The sequence below is a fragment of the Comamonas sp. SCN 65-56 genome (assembly GCF_001724135.1).
Taxonomy (GTDB): domain Bacteria; phylum Pseudomonadota; class Gammaproteobacteria; order Burkholderiales; family Burkholderiaceae_C; genus Comamonas_C.
Genome location: NZ_MEDS01000012.1, coordinates 136,175 through 160,855, shown reverse-complemented (window position 1 = coordinate 160,855; position 24,681 = coordinate 136,175). Strand labels below are relative to the sequence as shown.

Annotated in this window: 28 protein-coding genes; 24 read left to right on the top strand and 4 right to left on the bottom strand. The window is 64.3% G+C overall.

Translation table 11 applies throughout. The features are described from left to right. Positions 1 to 8: 8 nt before the first annotated feature. From ABS45_RS08970 to galU, 7 genes are all read left to right on the top strand, one after another. On the top strand, positions 9 to 611 hold the full coding sequence (locus tag ABS45_RS08970; protein WP_024536968.1) for a cytochrome c: 603 nt from the start codon (positions 9 to 11) through the stop codon (positions 609 to 611). Positions 612 to 630: 19 nt separating this feature from the next. Beyond that, positions 631 to 1,260 carry an SCO family protein gene (locus ABS45_RS08965; RefSeq protein ID WP_291555087.1) on the top strand — a complete coding sequence of 210 codons (630 nt, stop codon included), beginning with the start codon at positions 631 to 633 and terminating at the stop codon, positions 1,258 to 1,260. Then, the gene (locus tag ABS45_RS08960) at positions 1,257 to 1,916 is read left to right on the top strand and encodes a hypothetical protein (RefSeq protein ID WP_291555086.1); all 660 of its coding nucleotides are present in this window, start codon (positions 1,257 to 1,259) and stop codon (positions 1,914 to 1,916) included. The genes ABS45_RS08965 and ABS45_RS08960 overlap by 4 nt, the downstream gene beginning before the upstream one ends. Before the next feature lie 33 nt (positions 1,917 to 1,949). Continuing rightward, positions 1,950 to 2,420: a YeeE/YedE thiosulfate transporter family protein gene (locus ABS45_RS08955; protein ID WP_291555085.1), complete on the top strand. Its 471-nt coding sequence runs from the start codon at positions 1,950 to 1,952 to the stop codon at positions 2,418 to 2,420. After that, complete coding sequence (locus tag ABS45_RS08950) at positions 2,420 to 2,833, top strand: DUF6691 family protein (protein WP_291555084.1); 414 nt, start codon at positions 2,420 to 2,422, stop codon at positions 2,831 to 2,833. Before ABS45_RS08955 ends, ABS45_RS08950 begins: the two co-directional genes overlap by 1 nt. A 147-nt stretch (positions 2,834 to 2,980) precedes the next feature. Then, on the top strand, positions 2,981 to 5,851 hold the full coding sequence (locus ABS45_RS08945) for a valine--tRNA ligase (protein WP_291555083.1): 2,871 nt from the start codon (positions 2,981 to 2,983) through the stop codon (positions 5,849 to 5,851). Positions 5,852 to 5,899: 48 nt separating this feature from the next. Continuing rightward, complete coding sequence (gene galU / locus ABS45_RS08940; protein ID WP_291555081.1) at positions 5,900 to 6,784, top strand: UTP--glucose-1-phosphate uridylyltransferase GalU; 885 nt, start codon at positions 5,900 to 5,902, stop codon at positions 6,782 to 6,784. Between the two features lie 6 nt (positions 6,785 to 6,790). Here the strand turns inward: galU and lolA are convergent, their stop codons facing one another. Both lolA and ABS45_RS08930 read right to left on the bottom strand, forming a co-directional pair. After that, positions 6,791 to 7,426 carry an outer membrane lipoprotein chaperone LolA gene (lolA, locus tag ABS45_RS08935; RefSeq protein WP_291555079.1) on the bottom strand — a complete coding sequence of 212 codons (636 nt, stop codon included), beginning with the start codon at positions 7,424 to 7,426 and terminating at the stop codon, positions 6,791 to 6,793. 11 nt (positions 7,427 to 7,437) lie between these two features. Then, positions 7,438 to 9,762, bottom strand: a complete 2,325-nt coding sequence (locus ABS45_RS08930) for a DNA translocase FtsK (RefSeq protein WP_291555077.1) — start codon at positions 9,760 to 9,762, stop codon at positions 7,438 to 7,440. Positions 9,763 to 9,873: 111 nt separating this feature from the next. Between ABS45_RS08930 and trxB the strand changes: the two genes are divergently transcribed. The 17 genes from trxB to ABS45_RS08845 all read left to right on the top strand — a co-directional run bounded on the left by trxB (position 9,874) and on the right by ABS45_RS08845 (position 22,528). After that, on the top strand, positions 9,874 to 10,827 hold the full coding sequence (trxB, locus tag ABS45_RS08925) for a thioredoxin-disulfide reductase (protein ID WP_291555075.1): 954 nt from the start codon (positions 9,874 to 9,876) through the stop codon (positions 10,825 to 10,827). Between the two features lie 173 nt (positions 10,828 to 11,000). Further along, positions 11,001 to 11,234, top strand: a complete 234-nt coding sequence (gene rpmB, locus ABS45_RS08920; protein WP_291555073.1) for a 50S ribosomal protein L28 — start codon at positions 11,001 to 11,003, stop codon at positions 11,232 to 11,234. A 20-nt stretch (positions 11,235 to 11,254) separates the two neighbouring features. Further along, complete coding sequence (rpmG, locus tag ABS45_RS08915) at positions 11,255 to 11,425, top strand: 50S ribosomal protein L33 (protein ID WP_291555072.1); 171 nt, start codon at positions 11,255 to 11,257, stop codon at positions 11,423 to 11,425. Positions 11,426 to 11,612: 187 nt separating this feature from the next. Next, positions 11,613 to 13,346, top strand: a complete 1,734-nt coding sequence (gene pilB / locus ABS45_RS08910; RefSeq protein WP_291555071.1) for a type IV-A pilus assembly ATPase PilB — start codon at positions 11,613 to 11,615, stop codon at positions 13,344 to 13,346. A gap of 15 nt (positions 13,347 to 13,361) precedes the next feature. Beyond that, positions 13,362 to 14,579: a type II secretion system F family protein gene (locus tag ABS45_RS08905; RefSeq protein ID WP_291555070.1), complete on the top strand. Its 1,218-nt coding sequence runs from the start codon at positions 13,362 to 13,364 to the stop codon at positions 14,577 to 14,579. Positions 14,580 to 14,582: 3 nt separating this feature from the next. Beyond that, entirely contained in the window at positions 14,583 to 15,467 is an 885-nt protein-coding gene (locus ABS45_RS08900) for an A24 family peptidase (RefSeq protein ID WP_291555069.1), read from the top strand. Next, a complete protein-coding gene (gene coaE / locus ABS45_RS08895; RefSeq protein WP_291555068.1) occupies positions 15,467 to 16,096 on the top strand; it encodes a dephospho-CoA kinase in 630 nt (209 codons plus the stop codon). The genes ABS45_RS08900 and coaE overlap by 1 nt, the downstream gene beginning before the upstream one ends. A gap of 30 nt (positions 16,097 to 16,126) precedes the next feature. Continuing rightward, positions 16,127 to 16,882, top strand: a complete 756-nt coding sequence (gene zapD, locus ABS45_RS08890; protein ID WP_291555066.1) for a cell division protein ZapD — start codon at positions 16,127 to 16,129, stop codon at positions 16,880 to 16,882. A gap of 48 nt (positions 16,883 to 16,930) precedes the next feature. Next, positions 16,931 to 17,218: a DUF1330 domain-containing protein gene (locus ABS45_RS08885; RefSeq protein WP_291555065.1), complete on the top strand. Its 288-nt coding sequence runs from the start codon at positions 16,931 to 16,933 to the stop codon at positions 17,216 to 17,218. Between the two features lie 37 nt (positions 17,219 to 17,255). Further along, positions 17,256 to 17,687 carry a GFA family protein gene (locus tag ABS45_RS08880; protein ID WP_291555063.1) on the top strand — a complete coding sequence of 144 codons (432 nt, stop codon included), beginning with the start codon at positions 17,256 to 17,258 and terminating at the stop codon, positions 17,685 to 17,687. A gap of 265 nt (positions 17,688 to 17,952) precedes the next feature. Continuing rightward, complete coding sequence (locus ABS45_RS08875; RefSeq protein ID WP_291555062.1) at positions 17,953 to 18,510, top strand: DUF6622 family protein; 558 nt, start codon at positions 17,953 to 17,955, stop codon at positions 18,508 to 18,510. A gap of 14 nt (positions 18,511 to 18,524) precedes the next feature. Further along, positions 18,525 to 18,821, top strand: coding sequence for a 2TM domain-containing protein (locus ABS45_RS08870; RefSeq protein WP_291555060.1), 297 nt, complete (start codon positions 18,525 to 18,527; stop codon positions 18,819 to 18,821). 4 nt (positions 18,822 to 18,825) lie between these two features. After that, the gene (locus tag ABS45_RS08865) at positions 18,826 to 19,488 is read left to right on the top strand and encodes a glutathione S-transferase (RefSeq protein ID WP_291555058.1); all 663 of its coding nucleotides are present in this window, start codon (positions 18,826 to 18,828) and stop codon (positions 19,486 to 19,488) included. An 80-nt stretch (positions 19,489 to 19,568) separates the two neighbouring features. Next, positions 19,569 to 19,823: a hypothetical protein gene (locus ABS45_RS08860; RefSeq protein WP_291555056.1), complete on the top strand. Its 255-nt coding sequence runs from the start codon at positions 19,569 to 19,571 to the stop codon at positions 19,821 to 19,823. After that, entirely contained in the window at positions 19,823 to 20,410 is a 588-nt protein-coding gene (locus ABS45_RS08855) for a histidine kinase (protein ID WP_291555054.1), read from the top strand. Before ABS45_RS08860 ends, ABS45_RS08855 begins: the two co-directional genes overlap by 1 nt. Beyond that, positions 20,407 to 21,216: a LytTR family DNA-binding domain-containing protein gene (locus tag ABS45_RS08850; protein WP_291555052.1), complete on the top strand. Its 810-nt coding sequence runs from the start codon at positions 20,407 to 20,409 to the stop codon at positions 21,214 to 21,216. The genes ABS45_RS08855 and ABS45_RS08850 overlap by 4 nt, the downstream gene beginning before the upstream one ends. 55 nt (positions 21,217 to 21,271) lie before the next feature. Further along, positions 21,272 to 22,528, top strand: a complete 1,257-nt coding sequence (locus ABS45_RS08845) for an MFS transporter (protein WP_291555050.1) — start codon at positions 21,272 to 21,274, stop codon at positions 22,526 to 22,528. 46 nt (positions 22,529 to 22,574) lie between these two features. Here ABS45_RS08845 and ABS45_RS08840 read toward each other — a convergent pair whose 3' ends face one another. Further along, positions 22,575 to 23,591, bottom strand: coding sequence for an OmpA family protein (locus tag ABS45_RS08840; protein WP_291555048.1), 1,017 nt, complete (start codon positions 23,589 to 23,591; stop codon positions 22,575 to 22,577). 84 nt (positions 23,592 to 23,675) lie between these two features. Next, on the bottom strand, positions 23,676 to 24,626 hold the full coding sequence (gene ylqF, locus ABS45_RS08835; RefSeq protein WP_291555046.1) for a ribosome biogenesis GTPase YlqF: 951 nt from the start codon (positions 24,624 to 24,626) through the stop codon (positions 23,676 to 23,678). Positions 24,627 to 24,681: the final 55 nt, after the last annotated feature.

Genomic DNA, 24,681 nt, shown 5'->3' with positions numbered 1-24,681 from the left:
GGTAAGCCATGCCTGAAAACAACCAGCCCGCCCGCGCCCAGAAGCGCGAAAGCGTCGATCCGGAAGAGCGCATCCGCCCCATGCCCCTGCTGCCGGCCATCATTGCCGTCGGCATGGTGCTCTTCGGTGTCATCTACATCGCGATGTCCGGCCCCTACAGCCGCCCGTGGATGGGCGACGAACGCACGCTGGCCGACCTGCAGGCCAAGCCGGCGGGCGCGGCCGACGCTGGCGGCGGCGCGGTCGATGGCGCTGCCATCTTCGCAGCCAACTGCGCGTCCTGCCACCAGGCGACCGGCGCCGGCCTGCCGGGCGTCTTCCCGCCGCTCGATGGCTCCGAGTGGGTGCACGGCAGCCCCAAGGTGCTGGCCAACATCGTGCTGCACGGCATCAATGGCGAGATCAACGTCAAGGGCACCAGCTACAAGGGGCTGATGCCAAGCTTTCAGCAGCTCAGCGACGCCGAGCTGGCTGGCGTGCTGACGCATATCCGCAGCAGCTGGTCGAACAAGAACGACGCGGTGGGGCCGGATGTGATCGCCGAAGCGCGCAAGAGCGATCGCACCACGCCATTCGAGAGCGAAGCAGAGCTCAAGGCGCTGGACCACTGAGCACCACAGGAAGCCCGCCATGGTACGCACCGCACTGCTGAGCCTGCTGGTCGCGCTGGGCGGCTACTTCAGCGCCGCCTGGCTCACGCACGATTTCCAGGTCTGGACCGACGAGGGTGCACGGCGCCTGGAAGTGGCGCTCAGCCCCGTGCCACTGCCCGCCGTCGAGCTGCGGGGGGAGGATGCGCGCCAGCTTGCCCTGCCCGCCATCGCCCAGGGGCAAGTCACCATTGCCGACTTCTTCTACACGCGCTGCCAGACGGTATGCCTGTCCCTGGGCAGCACCTTCCAGCAGCTGCAGGCGGCGCTGCAGGCCGATGGCGACCGGCCGGGCGCCGCTCCGGTCCGGCTGCTCTCGCTCTCCTTTGACGGCGCGCACGACGGCGCCCCGCAGCTCGCGGCCTACGCCGGCAAGCTCGGCGCAAACCCGGCGCTCTGGCGCTTTGCCAGCGTGCCCGACAGCGGGCAGCAGCAGGCGCTGCTGGCGCAGCTCGGCGTGGTCGTCATTCCTGACGCTCTTGGCGACTACGAGCACAACGCCGCCCTGCTGATCTTCGATGCCCGGGGGCGCATGGTGCGCATCTTCGACCTGGCCGAGCAGCAACTGGCGCTGAACTACGCCCGCCACCTCGCATCCAAGGCCTCATGAAGCTTGACTGGCGCAGGTCCTTGGCACCGGCATTCACCCTGGCGCGCCAGGCGCTGGTTGGTCTGGCCATCGCCGCGCTGCTGGCGTTGCCCGCATCACGGCACCTGTTGGAGGCCAGCATGTGGCGCCACATGGTGCTGCAGTACCCCCTGTGGATGCTCGCCGGCGCATTGCTGGCAGCCGCGCTGCCCAAGCGGGCGCACAGCGGCCTTGCACGCTGGAACGCGTCCGGCATCAGTGGTCTGATGCTGGCAGGGACCGCCCTGCTGGTGCTGATGATTCCGCGGGTGCTCGATCTTGCGTTGCTGCACCCACCCACTGAAATCGCCAAGAGTGCCGCATTGGTGGCCACGGGCAGTGCCCTGCGCCTGTCGTGGCGACGCGCCGGGCTGGTCGTGCAAGGCTTTTTTCTGGGCAACATGCTGCTGATGGGCATAGCCATCGGCCAGCTCTATGCCAATTCCCCGCTGCGCCTGTGCAACGCCTATCTGCTGGACGACCAGGTGCGCCTGGGCCACTGGCTTACCGGCATTTTCACGGCTTTGGCCGTCGCGTGGCTGGTGCAGGTGGCCTGGTGGATCATGCGCCGCGAAGCCGACACCCAGGCCATGGCCGGCTCGGCGCCGCGCCCCTCCAGTCACCGCGCCGCGCCCTGACACGATCCATCGTCCAGCGGGATAATGACCCGCATGACTCTTCTGCATACCCTGTTTCCCCTCGGCTGGGAGCACTACCTCTACGGTGGCATCGTCATCGGCTTGGGCGTCACCTTTCTTTTCGCCATGACCGGCCTGGTCGGCGGCATGAGCAGCGTCTTTTCATCGACCTGGTCCTTCATCGTCGACCGGCCCTTCTTCCAGCAGGCACGTCTGAAGGGCTCCCGCATCTGGCGGCTGGAATACGCTGCGGGCCTGATTCTTGGGGCTTTCCTCTGGTGGCTGTTGTTCGGCGGTCCGGGCCCCGAAACCACCTCGGTGCCGGTCTGGCAACTGCTCTTGGGCGGCTTCATCGGCGGCTACGGCGCACGCCTGGGCCACGGCTGCACATCCGGCCATGGAATCTGCGGCATGGGGTCGCTGCAATGGCCCTCCGCCGTGGCCGTCCTCACCTTCATGGCAACCGCCATGATCACCGCCAACCTCGTCTGGAGGCTGCAATGATGAAACTCGGCAACTCACTGGCCACGCTGGCCGCAGGCGCTCTGTTCGGCTTTGGCCTTGCCGCATCCACCATGATCCGCCCCGAAGTGGTACTGAGCTTTTTGCGCCTGCAGGACTTCGGTCTCATGCTGGTGATGGGCGGCGCGCTCATCGTCACCGCCATCGCCTACGCGCTGCTGCCTCGCCTCATGAAAAAGCCCGTGCTGGGCGGCGAATTTCACAAGCACCCGATTCATTGGGGGCGCAGCACCGTCGTCGGCGCAGCACTGTTTGGCGTGGGCTGGGGCCTGTGCGGCGTCTGCCCGGGCCCGGCCATCGCCGGCTTGGGCGCGGGCAACTGGATGCTGCTGTACGCTGTGGGCGGGCTGGCGCTGGGTGCGCTCGTCCAAGGGCTCACCAGCAAAGGCGATTGACCATATTTTCAAGCCGAAATTGGTCTTTGCGCGCACCAGAAAAGCGCATTCAGCTACATATACAAGAGCGATTTTGAACGCATAAAATCGCATGACTCTTCTCCTTCTGCCCGACACGGCATCCCGCGGGATGCCGTTTTCATTGCTATGAGCGACACCCCCCTCCAACCCGGCCTGCAATCCCTGTCCAAATCGTTCGAGCCCGCCACGCTCGAAGCCCACTGGGGCCCCGAGTGGGAGCGCCGTGGCTACGGCCGCGCCGGCGTGCGCGGCACGGGTGCGCCCGACGCGGCCGCCCCAGCCTTCGCCATCCAGCTGCCGCCGCCCAACGTGACCGGCACGCTGCACATGGGCCACGCGTTCAACCAGACCATCATGGACAGCCTGACGCGCATGCATCGCATGCTGGGCTGCAACACGGCGTGGATTCCGGGCACCGACCACGCCGGCATCGCCACGCAAATCGTGGTGGAGCGCCAGCTGCAAGAACAAGGCGTGAGCCGCCACGACCTGGGCCGCCCGGACTTTGTGAAGAAGGTCTGGGAGTGGAAGGAGCACAGCGGCAACACCATCACCACGCAGATGCGCCGTCTGGGCGACACCGTGGACTGGAGCCGCGAGTACTTCACCATGGACGACAAGCTCTCCACGGTGGTGACCGAGACCTTTGTGAAGCTCTATGAACAGGGCCTGATCTACCGTGGCAAGCGCCTGGTCAACTGGGACCCGGTGCTGCAATCGGCCGTGTCCGATCTGGAGGTGGAAAACGAAGAAAAAGACGGCTCGCTGTGGCATATCGCCTATCCCCTGGCCGACGGTTCGGGCCAACTGGTGGTGGCAACCACCCGGCCTGAGACCATGCTGGGCGACGTGGCCGTGATGGTGCACCCCGAGGACGAGCGCTATGCGCACCTGATCGGCAAGCAGGTCAAGCTGCCGCTGTGCGACCGGGAAATCCCGGTGATTGCCGACGAATACGTGGACAAGGCCTTCGGCACCGGCGTGGTCAAGGTCACACCCGCGCATGACCAGAACGACTATCAGGTAGGCCAGCGCCACAAGCTGCCGATGATTTGCGTGCTGACGCTGACGGCCACCATCAACGACCAGTCGCCCGAGAAATACCGTGGCATGGACCGCTTTGCCGCGCGCAAGGCCGTCGTGGCGGACCTGGAAGCGCTGGGCCTCTTGGTCGAAATCAAGAAGCACAAGCTCATGGTGCCCATCTGCACCCGCACCGGCCAGGTGATCGAACCCATGCTGACCGATCAGTGGTTTGTCGCCATGAACAAGGTGGGCCAGGGCGACGCCACCGGCAAATCCATCGCGCAAAAAGCGATTGACGCCGTCGCCAGCGGCCAGGTGCAATTCGTGCCCGAGAACTGGGTCAACACCTACAACCAGTGGATGAACAACATCCAGGACTGGTGCATCTCGCGCCAGCTCTGGTGGGGCCACCAGATTCCGGCCTGGTACGACGAGGACGGCAAGGTCTACGTGGCCAAGAGCGAGGCCGAGGCGCAGGCACAGGCCCCCGGCAAAACACTCACGCGCGACGCCGACGTGCTCGACACCTGGTACTCCAGCGCGCTGGTGCCGTTTTCCACCATGGGCTGGCCAAATCAAACCGACAGCGCCACCGACGACTACAACCTGTATTTGCCCAGCAGCGTGCTGGTCACGGGCTACGACATCATCTTCTTCTGGGTGGCCCGGATGATCATGATGAGCACCCACTTCACCGGCCGCGTGCCGTTCAAGCATGTCTACATCCACGGCCTGGTGCTCGACGCGCACGGCAAGAAGATGAGCAAGAGCGAGGGCAACGTGCTCGACCCGGTCGATCTGATCGACGGCATCGAGCTCGAACCCCTGCTCGACAAGCGCACCCAGGGCCTGCGCCGCCCCGAGACCGCACCCCAAGTGCGCAAGAACACGCAAAAGGAATTCCCCGAAGGCATTCCGGCCTACGGCGCGGACGCGCTGCGCTTTACCTTCGCCGCGCTGGCGTCCTTGGGCCGCAGCATCAACTTCGACAGCAAGCGCTGCGAGGGTTATCGCAACTTCTGCAACAAGCTCTGGAACGCCAGCCGCTTCGTGCTGATGAATTGCGAGGGTTTTGACTGCGGCTTTGACGGCGACGGCAGCTGCAGCGAGAGCTATCTGCATTTCAGCCAGCCCGATCGCTGGATCGTCTCGCGCCTGCAAAAGGTGGAGGCTGAGGTGGCCCGTGGCTTTGCCGAATACCGCCTGGACAACGCCGCCAACGCCATCTACGACTTCGTCTGGAACGAGTTCTGCGACTGGTACCTGGAAATCGCCAAGGTGCAGATCCAGACCGGCTCCGAGGCGCAAGAGCGCGCCACGCGCCGCACGCTGATCCGCGTGCTGGAAGCCATCCTGCGCCTGGCGCATCCCATCATCCCGTTTGTCACCGAAGCGCTGTGGCAAGTGGTGGCGCCCGTGGCCCGCATTGAGGGCGCATCGATCGCCATCGCCGCCTACCCAGAGGCGCAGCCGGCCAAGATCGACGAGGCGGCTGAAGGCTATGTGGCGCGCCTGAAAACCATGGTGGACGCCTGCCGCACCCTGCGCGGCGAGATGGGCGTGTCGCCCGCGCAGCGCCTGCCGCTTCTGGCCGTGGCCGACACGGCAGAGGACAGCGCCTTCCTGCGTGCCAACGCCGATGTGCTGAAAAACCTGGCCAAGCTCAGCGAAGTCAAGGTGTTCGACGACGCCGCCGCATGGGCCAGCGAGGCGCAGAACGCCCCGGTCAACGTGGTGGGCGGCGCGCGCCTGGCGCTGTTTGTCGAGATCGACGTGGCGGCGGAAAAGGCCCGCCTGGGCAAGGAGGCCACGCGCCTGCAAGGCGAGATCACCAAGGCCAACGCCAAGCTCGGCAACGAAGCCTTCTGCGCCAAGGCCCCCGCCGCCGTGCTGGAGCAAGAGAAAAAGCGCCTGGCCGACTTTGGCAGCACGCTGGCGCGCATCCAGGAACAACTCGCCCGCCTGGGCTGACCCCGGGAGCGCCGGCGTCCCGCCGGCCCTCTCCACCAAGGAACCCCCATGACCAGCACCCGCGTCCGCAAAGCCGTCTTCCCCGTCGCCGGCCTGGGCACTCGCTTTCTGCCCGCCACCAAAGCCAGCCCGAAAGAAATGCTGCCGGTGGTGGACAAGCCCCTCATCCAATACGCCGTCGAGGAAGCCTACGAAGCCGGCATCCGCGACATGGTCTTCGTCACCGGGCGCAGCAAGCGCGCCATCGAAGACCATTTCGACACCGCCTACGAGCTCGAAAGCGAGCTCGAACACGCCGGCAAGCAGGAGCTGCTGCACCTGGTGCACAGCATTACTCCGGCCGACATGAACTGCCTGTTCGTGCGCCAGCCGCGCAGCTTAGGCTTGGGCCACGCCGTGCTGTGCGCCGAGCCGCTGGTGGGCAATGAACCCTTTGCCGTGTTGCTGGCCGACGACCTGATGGTCGGTGAATCTGGCGGCCCCGGCGTGATGGCGCAGATGACCGCCGCCTTTGAAAAACAGGGCCGCTCGCTGCTGGCGGTGCAGGAGGTACCCCACGAGGAAACGCGGCGCTACGGCATCGTCAAGGGGGAGCCCGCAGGCGGGCCGCTGCTGCGCATCGACGAAATTGTCGAAAAACCGGCGCCGGAAGTCGCACCCTCACGCATGGGCGTAGCCGGGCGCTATGTGCTCACGCCGCGCATTTTTGAAGAAATCCGCAACCAGCCACGCGGCGTGGGCGGCGAGATTCAGCTCACGGATGCGATTGCCAGACTGATGGCGCATGAGACGGTTTACGCTTACCAGTACAGCGGCAAACGCTACGATTGCGGTAGCAAAGAAGGTTTTTTGCAGGCCACGGTGGAACTCGCGCTGCAGCACCCGCAGGTCGGCCAGCACTTCCGCGACTGGCTCAGAGCGCTGACGCTGTAGCTCCGCTCACTGCTCGCGCAGCACATCGGCCCCTTGGGGCGGCTTGAAAACAAAGGTGCTGGCCGGCAGCTTCGGATTGAGCGCGAAGTTCGCGAACCGCAGCAACGAGCGCTGGCCGAAGTGGTCCAGGATATCCAGCGCCGCCAACTGCTCGCCGTCAAATCCCACACGCACGCTCGCCAGCTGGCCGTCGCTGGATTTCGGCGTGGCCAGCACCCAGTGCAGGCCTTCGGCATCGGGTGCATCCGCAAGCGTGAAATCCCGGCGCAAGGCGGTGAGGTCCGGCGTGGACGTCAGCAAGGCCGCGGGCGTGCTGCCCAGCGCCTGCGCCTGCGCGCGCTCGGTTACCTGGTTCAGATCCACGTCGTACAGCCACAAGGTCGTGCCATCGGCCACGATGGTCTGGGCAAAGGGCTTGCGGTAGTCAAAGCGAAAACGGCCCGGGCGCTCAAACGCAAAGCTGCCACTGGAAACCTTGGGCGTCACCGCCTTGCCATCGCGTGGTGGCGCCGTCACCGTTTGCGTGAACTGCGCCTCGCCACTATGGGCAACTTGCATGAAATTTTCAAGGATTTTCAGCCCCTGAGCGCTTGCCCACTGAGCGGAAGCAGCTATCAAAATTGTGAACACCAAGCGTTTCATCGACCGTTATCCTATTCCGCCCGTGCCGCCACCAATACCTCACGCTGGCCGCTGGCAGTCAGGGCGCTGATGAGTCCGGCTTTCTCCATATCCTCCAGCAGCCGGGCCGAGCGGTTGTAGCCTATGCGCAGCTTGCGCTGCACGTAGGAGATGCTGGCCTTGCGGTCCTTGAGCACGATCTCCACCGCCTGGTCGTACATCGGATCCTTTTCGCCACCACCGCCTTCGCCATCGTCCAGGCCAAAGCCGCTGTCTTCGCCCTCGCCCCCGCCTTCCAGCACGCCCTCCAGGTAATCGGGCTCGCCCTGACTCTTGAGGTATTCGACAACGCGATGCACCTCCTCGTCGCTGACAAACGCGCCATGCACGCGAATCGGCAAGCCGGTGCCTGACGGCATGTACAGCATGTCACCCATGCCCAGCAGCGCCTCGGCTCCCATCTGGTCGAGGATGGTGCGGCTGTCGATCTTGCTGCTCACCTGGAACGCGATGCGCGTCGGGATGTTGGCCTTGATCAGGCCGGTGATCACGTCCACGCTCGGGCGCTGAGTCGCCAAAATCAGGTGAATGCCCGCGGCGCGCGCCTTCTGCGCCAGGCGCGCGATCAGTTCCTCGATCTTCTTGCCCACCACCATCATCAGGTCGGCCAGTTCGTCGATCACGACAACGATGTGCGGCAGGCGATCGAGTGGCTCGGGCTCCTCGGGCGTAAGGCTGAAGGGATTGCCAATGCTCTCGCCGCGGGCACTCGCCTCGGCGATCTTGGCGTTGTAGCCCGCGAGGTTGCGCACCCCGAGTTTGCTCATGAGCTTGTAGCGCCGCTCCATCTCGCCCACGCACCAGTTCAGCCCGTGCGCCGCCTGCTTCATGTCGGTGACCACCGGGCACAGCAGGTGCGGAATACCCTCGTAGACCGACATTTCCAGCATCTTGGGGTCGATCATCATCAGCCGCACGTCGCGCGGCTCGGCCTTGTACAAGAGCGACAAAATCATTGCATTGATGCCCACCGACTTGCCCGAACCGGTGGTGCCCGCCACCAGGCAGTGCGGCATCTTCGCCAGGTCCGCCACCACCGGGGTGCCTACGATATCCTTGCCCAGGCCCATGGTCAGCAGACTTTTGGCGTCGTGATAGACCTGCGAGCCCAGTACCTCCGACAGCCGGATCATCTGGCGCTTGGCATTGGGCAGCTCCAGCGCCATGAAATTCTTGCCGGGAATCGTCTCGATCACGCGGATCGAGACCAAGCTGAGCGAACGCGCCAGGTCCTTGGCCAGATTGACGATCTGCGAGCCCTTGACGCCCGTCGCCGGTTCGATTTCATAGCGCGTCACTACCGGCCCCGGCATGGCCGCGACCACTGCCACCTCGACGCCGAAATCACGCAGCTTTTTCTCGATCAAGCGGCTGGTCATCTCCAGCGTTTCGCTGGAAACCGTCTCCTGGCGGGCCGAAGCCGCATCCAGCAGATCGATTTGCGGCAACGGGCTGTCGGGCAGTTCGCTGAACAGCGGGCGCTGGCGCTCCTTTGCCACGCGCGTGCTCGGCGCGTGCTCGGGATTCGGCGGCTCCACGATCTGCACTGCGGGTTGCGCAATGGCTGGCTCCTGCTCCTCGTGCTCGCCGAGCACGACCTCCTGGCGTTCGCGCGCCGCGCGCCGTCCTGCGGCTTCGTCGCGTGCCCGCTCGCGGTGGGTCTGCAGCCAGCGCAGCACCCACTCCACCGCCGCGCCCACGCGCTGCGCCAGCCAGCCCCACGAAAAGCCGAACACCCAGCCGATACCGAGCACGATAAGCACCACACCCACCAGCCCCGAGCCCATGAAGCCCAGCCACTTGACCACCAAGGGACCAACGACATAGCCAAGCACGCCGCCGGAATGGCCTGGCAACAGCGGCTCGAAACGGTACAGACGCGACCATTCGAGCGCCACGCTTGCAAGCACAAGCACCACCAGACCGCACCAGAAAACCGCGCTGCGCCGTCCCGGGTTGGCGCGAATCTCGCCGCCGCGCATCCATCGCCGCAGACTGCCCACCCAGGCACCGACGGCCGCAGCCACCAGCCACCAGATGGAATAACCCAGCAAGAAGTAGCTCGCGTCGGCCACCCAGGCGCCCAAGCGCCCACCCCAATTGGCTGCAGACTCCTGCGTGCCCAGACCCGAGGTGGACCAGGCCGCATCCTGCGGTGCATAGCTCCACAAGGCGAGCAGCCAGAAAGCCAGGACCAGCAGGGTCAGCACCAGCACGATTTCATGCCCGAAACGCGCCACCGGGCCACGCACAGGCGTCTTGCCTGCCGCATTCAAACTGTTGAGGGAGTACGACATACCGAAGAGGGGCGAGCTTACTTCATGTCCCTGCACGCCCGCGGCCGATCCAGCGCTTCTTACAATCCTTCACCGCCAATCCCTACCCGCCTTGCGCTCATTTTCCCACCCATGCCTGACACCCAACACGCCAAAGTCCTGATCCTCGGTTCCGGCCCGGCCGGCTACACCGCCGCCATCTATGCCGCGCGCGCCAACCTCGACCCGATGCTGATCACGGGCATGGCGCAGGGCGGGCAGCTCACCACCACCACCGAAGTCGACAACTGGCCGGCGGACGTGAACGGCGTACAGGGGCCGGAACTGATGCAGCGCTTTCTGGAGCATGCCGAGCGCTTCAAGACACGGATCGTGTTCGATCAGATCACGCAGGTGGATCTCTCGCAACGTCCGTTCATGCTCAAGGGCGACAGTGCCAGCTACAGCTGCGATGCGCTCATCATTGCCACCGGCGCCTCCGCCAAGTACCTGGGATTGCCGTCGGAAGAGGCTTTCATGGGCAAAGGAGTCTCGGCCTGCGCCACCTGCGACGGGTTCTTTTACCGCGGGCAGGACGTTTGCGTGATCGGTGGCGGCAATACCGCCGTGGAAGAAGCACTGTACCTGTCCAACATCGCCAGCCAGGTCACGCTGGTCCATCGCCGAGACAAGTTCCGTGCCGAGCCCATCCTGATCGACAAGCTCATGGACAAAGTGGCCAGCGGCAAGATCGTGCTCAAGACCTTTTTCACGCTCGATGAGGTGCTGGGCGATGCCAGTGGCGTGAACGGCATCCGCATCAAGAGCACGCAGGACGGCAGAACCGAGGACATTCGCCTGCAGGGCTGCTTCATCGCCATCGGACACGCACCCAACACGGACATCTTCCAGGGCCAGCTCGCGTTGGAAAATGGCTATATCGTGACGCAAGGCGGTCTCAAGGGCTTTGCCACGCAGACCAGCGTACCCGGCGTGTTCGCGGCAGGCGACGTGCAGGACCATGTCTACCGCCAGGCGATCACCAGCGCCGGCACGGGTTGCATGGCGGCGCTCGATGCCCAGCGTTTTCTCGAGCAGCAAGAATAGCTTGCGCCGCGTTATAATGCCCGGCTTTGCTGCATTCACACGCGCTTTTTCGGGCGCTCGTGCAGCGACGGGTTACCGCCACCCGAATGTCCTGGCGAGGTGAGATGACTGGCATCGCCCTGCTCCTGCAGGATTCCTGATGCCGCCATCGTTGCAATGAACGGAGTGTCCTCATGGCACGCGTATGTGAAATCACGGGCAAGAAGCCCCAGGTGGGACACCATGTCTCCCACTCCAACATCAAGACCAAGCGCCGGTTCCTGCCGAACCTGCAATACAAGCGCTTCTGGGTGGAGAGCGAAAACCGCTGGATCCGCCTGCGCGTTTCCAGCGCAGCGTTGCGCCTGATCGACAAGAACGGCATTGACGCCGTGCTCGCAGACATGCGCGCACGCGGTCAGGCCTGATTCAGCAAAGGAGCAATACCATGGCATCCAAAGGCGGACGCGAAAAAATCAAGCTCGAATCGAGCGCCGGCACCGGTCACTTCTACACCACGACCAAGAACAAGAAGACCATGCCCGAGAAAATGTCTATCATGAAGTTCGACCCCAAGGCTCGCAAGCATGTCGAGTACAAGGAAACCAAGCTGAAATAAGCCGCTGCTTGCTGCAAAAACAACCGCCACCGCCCCAAAGCGTGGCGGTTTTTTCTTGGCTGCCGCCAAATGCAGACACATCAGATGTCGGATAGACCTCAAATGCACCGCTTCTCTGTACACCAGAGGGTGGTTCAGCGATGATAGGATGGCATTTTGGTACTCACATTGCATAGCAAGCACTGACATGGCCACAGCCGGTTTTGCGCAAAAGGACGCTGCACACATCGCTTTGCCGAGCCTGGCCCGTGCGCTGATGTCGGCCGGCAAGCTCACGCAAGCGGGCGCCGAAGAGGTGTTTCGCAAATCGCAATCCAGCCGGACCCCCTTCATCGCCGAACTCATCAGCAGCAAGACGATTGCCGCGCCGGAGCTGGCCTACAGCCTGTCCGGCACCTTTGGTGCTCCGCTGCTGGATGTGGAGGCGATTGACATCAATCGCCTGCCCAAGGGACTGCTGGACGTCAAGCTGTGCCAGGCGTACAAGGTGGTGGTTCTGGCCAAGCGCAACAACCGCCTGATTGCCATTACCGCCGATCCGACCAACCAGGAAGCCGCTGAAAAAATCAAGTTCGCCACGCAGCTGGGCGTGGACTGGGTCGTTGCCGAATACGACAAGCTCGTCAAACTGGTGGAGGCCACCTCCAAGAGCGTCGCGGAGAGCCTTGAAGGCATCACCGGCGGTGATTTCGAATTTGAAGACACCCCCGTCACCGAAGAGGTCGAAGGGCCGGACACGGCCGCCGCCGAAGTGGAAGACGCACCGGTCGTGCGCTTTCTGCAAAAAATGCTGCTGGACGCCTTCAGCATGCGCGCCTCCGACCTGCACTTCGAACCCTATGAGCACAACTACCGCGTGCGCTTTCGCGTCGATGGCGAATTGCAGGAAATCACCTCGCCGCCGATTGCCATCAAGGACAAGCTCGCGTCGCGCATCAAGGTGATCTCGCGCCTGGACATTTCCGAGAAACGCGTGCCGCAGGACGGCCGCATGAAGCTCAAGATCGGCCCCGATCGCGTGATCGATTTCCGTGTCAGCACCCTGCCCACGCTGTTCGGCGAGAAGATCGTGATCCGTATCCTGGACCCCAGCAGCGCGCGCATGGGCATTGAAGCGCTGGGCTATGAACCTGAAGAAAAAGAGCGGCTGCTCACCGCCATCAACCGACCCTACGGCATGATTCTGGTGACCGGCCCGACGGGCTCAGGCAAGACCGTCTCGCTCTACACCTGTCTGAACATCCTGAACAAGCCGGGGGTGAACATTTCCACCGCGGAAGACCCGTCGGAAATCAACATGCCCGGGGTCAACCAGGTGAACGTCAACGAAAAGGCCGGTCTCACTTTTGCCGTGGCCCTCAAGGCCTTTCTGCGCCAGGATCCGGACGTCATCATGGTCGGTGAAATCCGCGACCTGGAAACCGCTGACATCGCCATCAAGGCGGCACAGACTGGCCACCTGGTGCTCTCCACGCTGCACACCAACGATGCCCCCACCACACTGACGCGCATGCGCAACATGGGCATCGCGCCGTTCAACATCGCCTCCAGCGTCATTCTGATCACTGCCCAGCGTCTGGCGCGCCGCCTGTGCCCGCAGTGCAAGCAGCCGGCCGACATCCCGCACGAAAACCTGCTGGAAGCCGGCTACAAGGACGAAGACATCGACGGCAGCTGGGTCACCTATCGACCGGTAGGCTGCTCGGCCTGCAACAACGGCTACAAGGGCCGGGTCGGCATCTATGAGGTGATGCCGATTTCCGAAGAGATGCAGCGCATCATTTTGCGCGATGGCAGCGCACTGGAGATTGCCGCCCAGGCGCGCTCCGAGGGTGTGCGCTCGCTGCGCCAATCCGGCCTGCAGAAAGCCAGACTGGGCCTGACTTCGCTCGAAGAGGTCCTGGCGGTCACCAACGAATAAGCAAGGGAGCATTTCATGGCCACCGTCGCATCCAAGGGCATCAAGGATTTCGTCTTCGAATGGGAAGGCAAGGACCGCAACGGCAAGATCGTGCGCGGCGAGGTGCGTGCCGGCGGCGAAAACCAGGTACAGGCCAGCCTGCGCCGTCAGGGCGTGCTGCCGACGAAGATCAAGAAACGGCGCACAAGCTCGGGCAAGAAGATCAAGCCCAAGGACATTGCCCTGTTCACGCGCCAGATGGCCACCATGATGAAGGCCGGCGTGCCGCTGCTGCAAGCCTTCGACATCGTTGGCCGGGGCAATACCAACGCAAGCGTCACCAAGCTGCTCAACGACATCCGCACGGACGTGGAAACCGGCACCTCGCTCAATGCCGCCTTCCGCAAGTACCCGATGTACTTCGACAACCTTTATTGCAACCTGGTCGAGGCGGGCGAGGCGGCCGGTATTCTGGAAGCGCTGCTGGACCGCCTGGCGACCTACATGGAGAAAACCGAGGCGATCAAGGGCAAGATCAAGTCGGCCCTGATGTACCCGATCTCGGTGGTGATTGTCGCCTTCGTCGTTGTCACCGTCATCATGATTTTCGTGATTCCCGCCTTCAAGGAGGTTTTCACCTCGTTTGGCGCCGACTTGCCCGGCCCGACATTGGTCGTGATGGCGATGAGCGATATTTTCGTGAAATGGTGGTGGCTGATCTTTGGCGTGATCGGTGGCGGCTTCTACTTCTTCATGCAGGCCTGGAAGCGCAGCGAGAAGATGCAGGTGGTGATGGATCGCCTGCTGCTCAAGATTCCGGTGTTCGGCGACCTGATCAACAAATCCGCGATTGCCCGCTGGACGCGCACGCTGTCCACCATGTTCGCCGCCGGCGTGCCACTGGTGGAAGCTCTGGACTCGGTCGGTGGCGCTGCTGGCAACGCCGTCTACGCCATGGCGACCGACAAGATCCAGCAGGAAGTCGCCACCGGCACCAGTCTCACCGCCGCCATGACCAATGCCAACGTGTTCCCTTCGATGGTGCTGCAGATGTGCGCGATTGGCGAAGAGTCCGGCTCCATCGATCACATGCTCGGCAAGGCCGCCGATTTTTACGAAGAGGAAGTCGACGAGATGGTCAAGGGTTTGTCCAGCCTCATGGAGCCCATCATCATCGTGTTTCTGGGCACCATCATCGGCGGCATCGTGGTCGCCATGTACCTGCCCATCTTCAAGCTCGGCCAGGTGGTCTGACGGATGCTCGGATCTCCCTTTTGGGATGCCGTCGCTTTCGGCATCCTCGGCCTGCTGATCGGCAGTTTTCTGAATGTCGTGATCCACCGCCTGCCGCGCATGATGCAGCAGCAGTGGGACGCGGAATGCACTGCCTACGCGCAGGAACATGGCTTGCCAGCGGCTGCGGCGCCCGCGGACGAAGCGCCGCGCTACAACCTGCTCACACCGCATTCGCATTGCCCGGCATGCCAGCGCGCGGTACGCTGGTACGAGAACATCCCCGTCCTCAGCTATCTTTTCTTGCGCGGGCGCTGCGCCGGCTGCGGTGTCCACATCAGCCTGCGCTACCCCGCGGTGGAACTTGCCACGGGCCTGCTTTTTTTCTTCTGCGCCACACGCTGGGGCGCTGGGTGGAGCGCCGTGCTGTGGTGCGGGTTTTCCGCGGCGCTGCTGGCCGCCGCCTGCATTGATTGGGACACCACGCTGCTGCCGGACGACATCACGCTACCGCTGCTCTGGGCAGGGTTGCTTGCACCCACGCTGCACCTGTCGCCGCTGCCGCTGGCCGATGCCGTGCTGGGCGCTGCCGCAGGCTACCTGTCGCTCTGGTGCGTGTACTGGGGCTTCAAGCTGGCCACCGGCAAGGAAGGCATGGGCTACGGTGACTTCAAGCTGTTTGCGGCGCTGGGAGCCTGGTTCGGCTGGCAAGCGTTGGTGCCCATCATCCTGCTGGCTTCGGTCGTAGGGGCTGTCACCGGCATCGCGCTCAAGCTCAAGGGCGGACTGCGTGAGGGCAAGTATGTGCCCTTCGGGCCTTTCCTGGCAGGTGGCGGCTTTGTGGCAATGCTCTGGGGGCCGGAGCGAGTGATGCACACCTTGCTCTCGGCGCTCGGGCTAGCTGCCTGATGGGTGCGAGCGCATCCGTGATTGCGCGCAGCATTCGGCTCGGCCTTACCGGAGGCATAGGCAGCGGCAAGAGCACGGTGGCGCAGATGCTCGCGAGCCAAGGCGCAGCGCTGATCGATGCCGATGCACTGTCGCGTGCCGCCACGGCTGCCGAAGGGGTTGCGATAGAGGCTATCCGCACGGCCTTCGGTCCCGAATTCATCGATGTGTCAGGAGCACTGGACCGCGACCGCATGCGCACCCTCGTCTTTGAGGACCCATCGGCTCGTTCGCGCCTGGAGGGCATCGTGCACCCCGCTGTCGGGCGCTCCATTGCGGCCGCTGCCGCCCATGCACGCGAAAGCGGACACGGGCTGATCGTCTACGACATCCCGCTGCTGACCGAATCCAGCCGCTGGGCATGCACGCTCGATGCCGTCCTGGTGGTCGACTGCCTCGAAACCACGCAAGTGCAGCGGGTGCAGCAGCGCAGCGGCCTCGCGATCGAGGTCATACAAGCCATCATGGCCAGCCAGAGCAGCCGCGCGCGCAGGCGTGCCGCGGCCGATATCGTGCTGTTCAACGACGGCATCACTCTGGCACAACTCGACGCACAGGTACGGCAGATCGGCGCATGGTTCGGGCTATGATGCGTTGCGCCTTTTTGGGAAGCCCGCAGCGTGATCCTGTACGAATATCCTTTCAACGAACGCATCCGAACCTACCTGCGGCTTGAGCAGTTGCTGAGGCGCCTTGGCGAGCTGATGCCACGCAGCCACCCGCTGGACCACCACTACGCCCTGATGACCATTTTCGAGGTCATGGACGTGGCTGCACGCGCTGATCTGAAATCCGACCTCCTCAAGGATCTGGACAAACAAAAATCGATGTATGAAGGCTACCGCGGCGTTCCATCGATTTCGGAGGAAGCGCTGGACGCCGTCATCGGCCAGCTCCAGCGCTGCTTTGCGGCGCTCAACAGCCAAAATGGCAAGGCGGGCCAGGCGCTGCTCGAACATGAATGGCTGATGAGCGTGCGCAGTCGCGGCGCAATCCCGGGCGGCACCTGCAGCTTCGACTTGCCCGCTTACCACGCGTGGCAGCACCAGTCCGCAGATGCGCGCCAGAAAGACCTGCAGCTCTGGGCGGCAACCCTGGCGCCGCTGGCAGATGCAGTCTACGTGCTGCTGCACCTGCTGCGCGATACCGGCACGCCGCAGAGAGTAGCTGCCGAACGCGGCCAATTCCAGCAGAATCTGCCGGCCGGGCGCACTTTTCAGCTGCTGCGTCTGCGCATCGATCCATCGCTGCACCTGATACCGGAAATCAGCGGCAACCGGTTGCTGGTTTCGGTGCGCTTGATGCAGACAGGCGAGGATGGCAAACTGGCCGTGGCGACGCAAGACGCCACGTTTGAACTCACGCTGTGCGCCTGATGCCGGGCATCGCAGCGGCAGTGACACAGCCGTTTCAAGGAGATGGACATGGCCGGCGCATGCCTCATCGGTCGCATTACCGTCAAGAATGCAGACAAGTGGGCGGAGTACCGCAGCAAGGTTCCGGCCACCCTCGCCCCCTGGGGTGCCGAATTGCTGTTTCGCGGCACCCAGAGTGCAAGTTATGCCGGTGATGACAGGCATCAGGATATCGTCGTCATCCGCTTTCCCGACCAGGCCAGCATCGATGGTTGGCATGGCTCGGCCGCCTACCAGGCCCTGCTGCCCATCCGCGCGCAGGCCGCCGATGTGGTACTGATCGCCTACCAGAATTGACACCGGATTTCGCCCCCAACTCCACCAGGAGACATCAATGAGTGATCCCAGCTACCAGGGCCGCTGCTTTTGCGGCGCCGTCGAATTCACCGTCACCGGCGCGCCCGCGCTGATGGGCTACTGCCATTGCGAGTCCTGCCGCACCTGGTCTGCCGGCCCGGTCAATGCCTTCACGCTCTGGCAGCCCGATGCGGTCAAGGTCACCAAAGGGGCCGACAACATCGCCGGCTTCAATAAAACCGAACACAGCTACCGCCGCTGGTGCAAGAGCTGTGGCGGCCATGTCTTCACCGAGCACCCGGGCATGGGCCTGACCGACGTGTTTGCCGCAGTCATCCCGCAGTTCCCGTTCCAGCCCATGCTGCACGTGCACTACCAGGAAACGCGGCTGCCGATCAAGGACGGCCTGCCCAAGATGCGCGACCTGCCCAAGGAGGCGGGCGGCTCGGGCGAAGTCATGCCCGAGTAAGCCCCACGCGCGGGAACACCCGCCCCCTATTCACGCCATTGGTAGCCGCCATGACTTCGCGAGAGGTCCTGGCGGCTTTTGCATGGGGACGCCGCACTCCGCCACGGAAACGGATGCCGCCACTGGCGAGCCACCGTTCACGTCTCCCAGCCGCAGCTGGCGCCGGACACTGGCATTTCGTCGCAAAGCGCTCGCGCGCAGCAGTCCTGCACCGCACCATCCGGTCCATCGCCATCCCTTTTCCAACGTTTGACGGAGATTGACCATGCTGCTCACCCAACTGCTGATCCAGCACCCCGAAGCCATCATCGATATCGTGCGCGGCACACCCGCCTGGGTCGGCGCCCTGCTTGCGGCGCTGCTGGTGCTCGGCATTTCGGCCACGCGCGAGCGCGCCATGCCGCTGGGCCGCCTCGTCCTCCTGCCCATCGCCATGACCGGACTGGCACTTTGGGGCGTGCAGTCGGCCTTCGGCAGCACCGGGCACCTGGCTGCATTGCTGGCGCTCTGGGCTCTTTGCGCCGCCGCGACGATGGCTGTTGGCAGCCGCCTGGCAGCGCCTCGCGGCACGCGCTGGAATGCCGCCACGCGCACCGTGCACCTGCCGGGCAGCTGGGCCACCATGGGATTGATCCTGGCAGTGTTTCTGATGAAGTACGGCATCGGCGTGCAGCTGGCGATGGAGCCCGCGCTGGCGCACGACGCTGGCTTCGCCGCAGCCGTGACTGCACTGTATGGTCTGCTCTCGGGCTTCTTTGCCGCGCGTTTGCTCAGCATCGTGCGGCTGGCGCGCGGCGCGTCCCTGCAGATTCAGCACGCCTGATCGGAGCCCATCCCATGCCGTTGCAAACCGATTCCTCCGAAAACGAGCGCATCGAACACCTGGCACGCAAGCGGGCCGGTGCCAAGATGGGCTGGTATGTGCATGCGCTGGTCTACCTTTGCGTCAACGCAGGCCTGGCGCTGATCTCCTGGCAAAGCGGCCGCCCGTGGTTCCTTTTTCCGCTGGCGGGCTGGGGGCTGGGTCTGGCGATTCACGGTCTGGCCGTGTGGCTCGCGACCGGCGGTGGTGGTGTGCGCGATCGCCTGGTGCAGGTCGAACGCGATAAGCTTGCGCACCGACACCGGAGCTGAACCCATGACGATCACCGTCCACCACCTGAACCAGTCCCGCTCGCAGCGCATCCTGTGGCTGCTGGAAGAACTCGGGCAGCCCTACGAGATCGTGCGCTACCAGCGCGATCCCAAGACCCTGCTCGCGCCGCCCGCGCTCAAGCACATCCATCCCCTGGGCAAATCACCAGTCGTCGTAGTGGATGGCGAAGTGCTGGCCGAATCGGGCGCGATCATCGAGACGCTGGTCGAGCGCTTCGGTGCCCGGCAACTCTCCCCAGCCCCCGGTACGGCGGATTTCGCCCGTTACCGCTACTGGCTGCACTATGCCGAGGGTTCGGCCATGCCACCGCTGCTGCTCAAGCTGGTGTTTGATCGCGTTGCCAGCGCCCCCATGCCGTTTCTCGCCAAGCCCATCGCCCGCGCCATCGCCGCCAAAGTGATGTCCAGCTTCGTCGGCCCCCAGATCACGCTGCACCTGGCTTACATGGAAAGCGAACTCAAGCAGCGCGACTGGTTCGCCGGCGACGCCTTCAGCGCAGCCGACGTGCAACTCAGCTATCCGCTGGAGGCCGCGCAGGAGCGCGCCGGTCTGAATGGCAACGATCACCCGCACCTCGTCGCCTGGCTGACGCGCATCCGCGCCCGGCCTGCCTACCAGCGTGCGCTGGCACGCGAAGCGGCCTGACGTGGCCCAACCCGTTCATTGGTCAAATCCAGCCTTGGCGCGCCGTGGTAAAGCGCCATAAGCCATCTTTTGAGTAGTTCATGGCACTGCGAATCCTCTGGCTCGATGCGCTGCGCCACGGCCTGCAGGTGCTCGCCTTCTGCTGCGTGGTCGCGGTCTTCACCACGCTGGTCTGGCCCAGCGGCGGCTACCCGCGCCAGCTGGTCTACTCGGTATGCATCGGCGGCCTGACCTGGCTGGTGATTGAATTCGGCCGTCTGCTGGTACCGATTGAACATTGCCACCACAACCCGCAGCGCGGCGGGCACGGCTGGCCCAAGGGCTGGCGCGGCTGATGCTGCTGCAAAGCCAGCTCGAACCGCACATGCTGTTCAACACCCTGGTCAATCTGCGCGTGCTGATCGGCCTGGATCCCGCCGCTGCCCAACAGATGCTGGACCGGCTGGGCGACTATCTGCGCGCCACGCTCGGCGGCTCGCGCGCCACGCTGCATCCGCTGACCGACGAGTTCGGGTGCCTTCGCGACTATCTGGAGCTGATCGCCGTGCGCATGGGGCCGCGCCTGGCCTGGCAGCTCGATTTGCCTGACGCGCTGCACGCTGTGCCGGTGCCGCCACTGCTGCTGCAACCGCTGGTGGAAAACGCCATCCGCCACGGGCTGGAGCCCGAAGTGGCAGGCGGCAGCGTGCAGGTGAGTGCGCGCACCACGGCAGACGGCAACCAGCTGCTGCTCCAGGTGCGCAACAGCGGCGCACCGCTGGTCACACCCCAGCCGCAGACGGACGCCCGGCCGGGCCGCTCCTTTGGCTTGGCGCAGGTGCGCGAGCGCCTGAAGACGCTTTACGGCGACGAGGCAACTTTTGAATTGATAGCTGACAGCGCAGGCCAGACCTGCGCCAACATCGTTATTCCCTTGAAATGACTGCACCACGCGCATTGATCGCCGAGGACGAGCCGCTGCTGGCGCAGGCGCTGCAGCAGGCACTGGCCGAGGCTTGGCCGAAGCTGGTGATCGTTGCCACCGTGGGCGACGGCCTCTCGGCCGCGCGTACGGCGCTGACGCTGCGGCCCGAGGTGCTGTTCTTCGACATCCGCATGCCCGGCCAGAGCGGACCGGAGGCCGCCGCCGAGCTGTTCGATGCGTGGCCGCAGGCATCGCCGCTGCCGCTGCTGGTCTTCACCACCGCCTACGACCAGTACGCAGTGCAAGCCTTCGAGGCGCAGGCGGTGGACTACCTGCTCAAGCCCATCGAGCGCTCCAGGCTGGAAAAATCCATACGAAAACTACGTCAAGCGCTTGCTGATAAAGCGTCAGCAGCTATCGATGATGAAGCAACCTTGCAGCGATTGCGCCAACTCCTCGCCGCCCCCGGCCTGGCCCAAGGCAGCGGTGCGGCACGACCGCGCCTGACGGTGCTGCAGGCGAGCAGCGGTTCCACCCTCCACATGGTGCCGGTGACCGCGGTGCTGTACTTTGAAGCGGCGGACAAATACGTGCGCGTGCTCACCGCCATGCACGAGTACCTGATCCGCACGCCGCTCAAGGAGCTCGCGGCGCAGCTCGATCCGCAGGAATTCTGGCAGGTACACCGTGGCACGCTGGTGCGCATCAGCAGTGTCGAAACCGCCCACCGCGATGAAGCCGGCAGACTGTTCCTGCAGCTGCGCCAGCGTCCCGAACGTCTGGCTGTCAGCCGCCTGTACGCGCCGCTGTTCAAGGCCATGTAATCGGGTAGCACGCGCGACAGGTGGCACGTGGCAAAACGCGCTAGTCTCGCCACCCATGCCCCCTGCAACCAGCGCCAGCCCTGCTTCCCCTCTCGCCCCCCGGGCGGCCCTGTGGATGCTGCTGGCACTGATCGCCGCGTTCAACATGAGCCAGGCCTTTCGTACTCTGGGGGCCATCATGGCGCCGCCGCTGCAGGCCGCGTTCGGTCTCACGCCCAGACAGCTTGGCCTGTTCTCCGGCGCCTATCACTTTGCCTTCGGGGCGATGCAGCTCTTCATGGGCATAGGCATAGACCTGTTCGGCATACGCCGCACGCTGCTGGCCACGTTTCCTTTGGCACTGGTGGGCGCGGTGCTCTCGGCACTGGCGCCCGGCGCCACGCCGCTGGTGCTGGCGCAGGTGCTGATCGGGCTGGGCTGCGCACCCACCTTCCTGGTCTGCACCGTATTCATCGCACGGCACTTTGCGCCACAGCGCTTTGCCGCCATTTCGGGCATGACCATCGCCCTGGGCTCCCTGGGCATGCTGCTGACCGGCACGCCGCTGGCCTGGACCATAGAGCAGGGCTCGTGGCGCGCAGGCTTCTGGATGCTGGCGGTGCTGGGACTGCTGGCGTGGCTGTGGATCTGGCGTGCGGTCCACGAGCCCGCACCATCGCGCACGGCAGCGGGCAGCGAGCGGGAAACCGTGGGCCAGGCGCTGCGCCGCTTTGGCGCGCTGTTCGCTCTGCCGCACACCTGGGGCATCGTGGTGCTGGGCAGCACGACCTACGCCGCGCTGATCACGCTGCGCGGTCTGTGGATGGGCCCCATGCTGGTTGACCGCCATGGTTTTTCGCTGGTGCAAAGCGGCAATGCAGCATTGGCCCTGTCGCTCATCCTGATCGTGGCACCGGTGGTATTTGGCCGCCGGGACCCGGGACCAGCCACCCGAAGACGCTGGCTGACCGGCTGGGCCCTGGTTCTGGCCGGTCTGTTCTGCTTGCTCGCCTTCGCCCGCTGGGCTTGGCTGGACGTGGGCTGCATGATGGCCATAGGGCTGGCGTCGGGCTTCATCGTGCTGCAGTATGCGGACGTGCGCAACGCCTACCCTGCCTCCATCACCGGGCGTGCCATGGCCGCCTTCACGATGGCGATGTTCATGGGCGTGGCGGTGATGCAGTGGGCAACAGGGCTGATCGCCACTGCGGCCAGCCATGCAGGGCTGGAACCCTACGCCACCGTCATGCTGTGCATTGCCGCATGGCTGGCACTCTCGGCCCTGGGCTTCGCACTCTTGCCGCAACCGCCCAAAGTCCCCGTCGCAGCTTGATCAGCGCTCAGTGCCCAGCCCAACCATCGACGCATGGACTTGCTGCCTACTGCGGCACCAACTCGACGCGCCGGTTCTTCGCCCGCCCTTCGTCCGTGGTGTTGCTGGCCACCGGCGCCAGCGACGCCACACCATTGCCCGTCAGGCGTGCGGCGGCAATGCCGTAGTCCTTGGCAAGCGCGGCGGCCACGGCCGTCGCACGCTGGCGCGAGAGCGCAAGATTGCTCTCGAAACTGCCAATGCTGTCGGTATGCCCGACCACATGCAGCTTGACCTTGGGGTCGGCCTTCAGGTAGGCAGCGATCTGGTCCAGCGAGGGCTTGGATTCGGGCTTGATATCGGATTTGCCGGTGTCAAAGTGAATGCCGTAGATCGCCACTTTGCCGTTGGCGGTGATGGATTTCTCGATTTCGCTGGCGCTCACCACCACCATGCTCTGCTGCATGGCCTTGGTTTCCAGGATGTCCACGGCGATGTAGGCGCCTTCCTTGGCCTTGTAGACCTCATCGGCCTTGGGCCAGTCAATGGCGATCAGGCGCACGGTGACGTTGTCCTTCTGGAAGGTACCGGTGCGCAAACTGCTGGTGGAGGCAGCGTAGATCACGTACTCCGAGCGGTTGTTCTTGATCGCGTCCTTCTTGCCACCCGAGAGTGAGGCCAGGAAATTGGTCCAACCGGTGGCCTTGGGGTCTTGCGTGGAGTCGTACAAGGCCTTGAAGCCGTTGCCGGTGAGCTCGTTGACGTAATTGCGGTACAGCTCCAGCGCCCGCGTCTGGCCCGGGGCCTCATACCACAGGCGCGTGAGCTTGCCTTCCAGGTGCAACGCCGGCTCGGCATAGACACGCTTGTAGCTGCCAAGATCGAACTCCTTGAAGGTCGAGGTCTGAAAGTCCACCTCGTCGAAGTTGCGCATCTCATAGCCGACGATGCTGGAGCCTGCAAAACGCTTGAGCACCGGGTAGTCCTTGGCTCCCGGCATGTCTTGCGCCAGCGCCGTTCCCGTGAGCACCCCCGATACCGCCAATGCCGCAAGGCCGGCGCGAATCCACTGCATGGGTTTCATGATGCACATCTCCCCTTGGAAGGGGAACATGATGGCGCAGCAAGCCCGGTTTGACAACGCAACACGGCGCCCGTCGCAGCCAGACTACATCGCGGCGCCCCGCCCCTTGCTGGCACGCACGCGCTTGCGCTCCTGCAAACGTTTTTCTCGTTCCGCATCACGCGCCTGGCCCGCAGCCAACCAGAGCGCGTACTCTTCAGGCGTCTCCAGCGTCAGCCGCCCGATGGCCGCCGACCGGAAATCTGTCAGCACGATTTCTGCCGCCTTTTGCCAATCGAGCTTGCCCCCGGCGATCAGCGCACCCCTGCGGCGCGCGACATGCTCCAGCAACTCGTCATCGTGCATTGCTTTGATTTCAGGAGCTGTTCGCGCAATCTGGTAGCGCGCTGCAAGCTGATTTGGATAAAAAACCTTGAGGTAGGCCAGCAGGTCCAGCGCCACCTCTTGTTCATCGTAGGCATTGCGCCCCACCGCCCCGCTGGCGGCCAGACGCATGCCGCTCTCGGGCACGATGATGCGCGGCCAGAGCATGCCGGGCGTATCCCAGAGGTAGAAATCATCGTCGAGCACGATGCGCTGCTCCTGCTTGGTCACGCCCGCCTCATCGCCGGTCTTGGCCTGGCTCTTGCGACTCAGCGTATTGATGAGCGTGGACTTGCCGACGTTGGGCACGCCGACGATCATCACGCGCATCGGCCGCGCCATGCCCCGGCGCAGCGGCGCCAGCTGGCGGCAGGCGTCGATCAGTCGCCGCGCCGGGGCGCGCTCGGAGGCATCGAGCGCAATCGAGCGCGTATCGGCCTGCGCGCCATACCACGCCAGCCACGCTTCTGTGCGCACGGGATCGGCCAGATCCTGCTTGTTGAGCACCTTGAGCGTGGGCTTGTGCCCCGCCAGGTCGGCCAGCAAGGGGTTGCTGCTGGAACCGGGCAGGCGCGCGTCGAGCAGCTCGATCACCACGTCTATGCTTTTCACGCGCTCGGCGATCGCCTGGCGCGTCAGGTGCATGTGGCCGGGAAACCATTGAATGGCCATGTGGTGAATCTCTCTCGTATGCAGTGCGGAAAACGCACAAGGATAATGGTTGCGT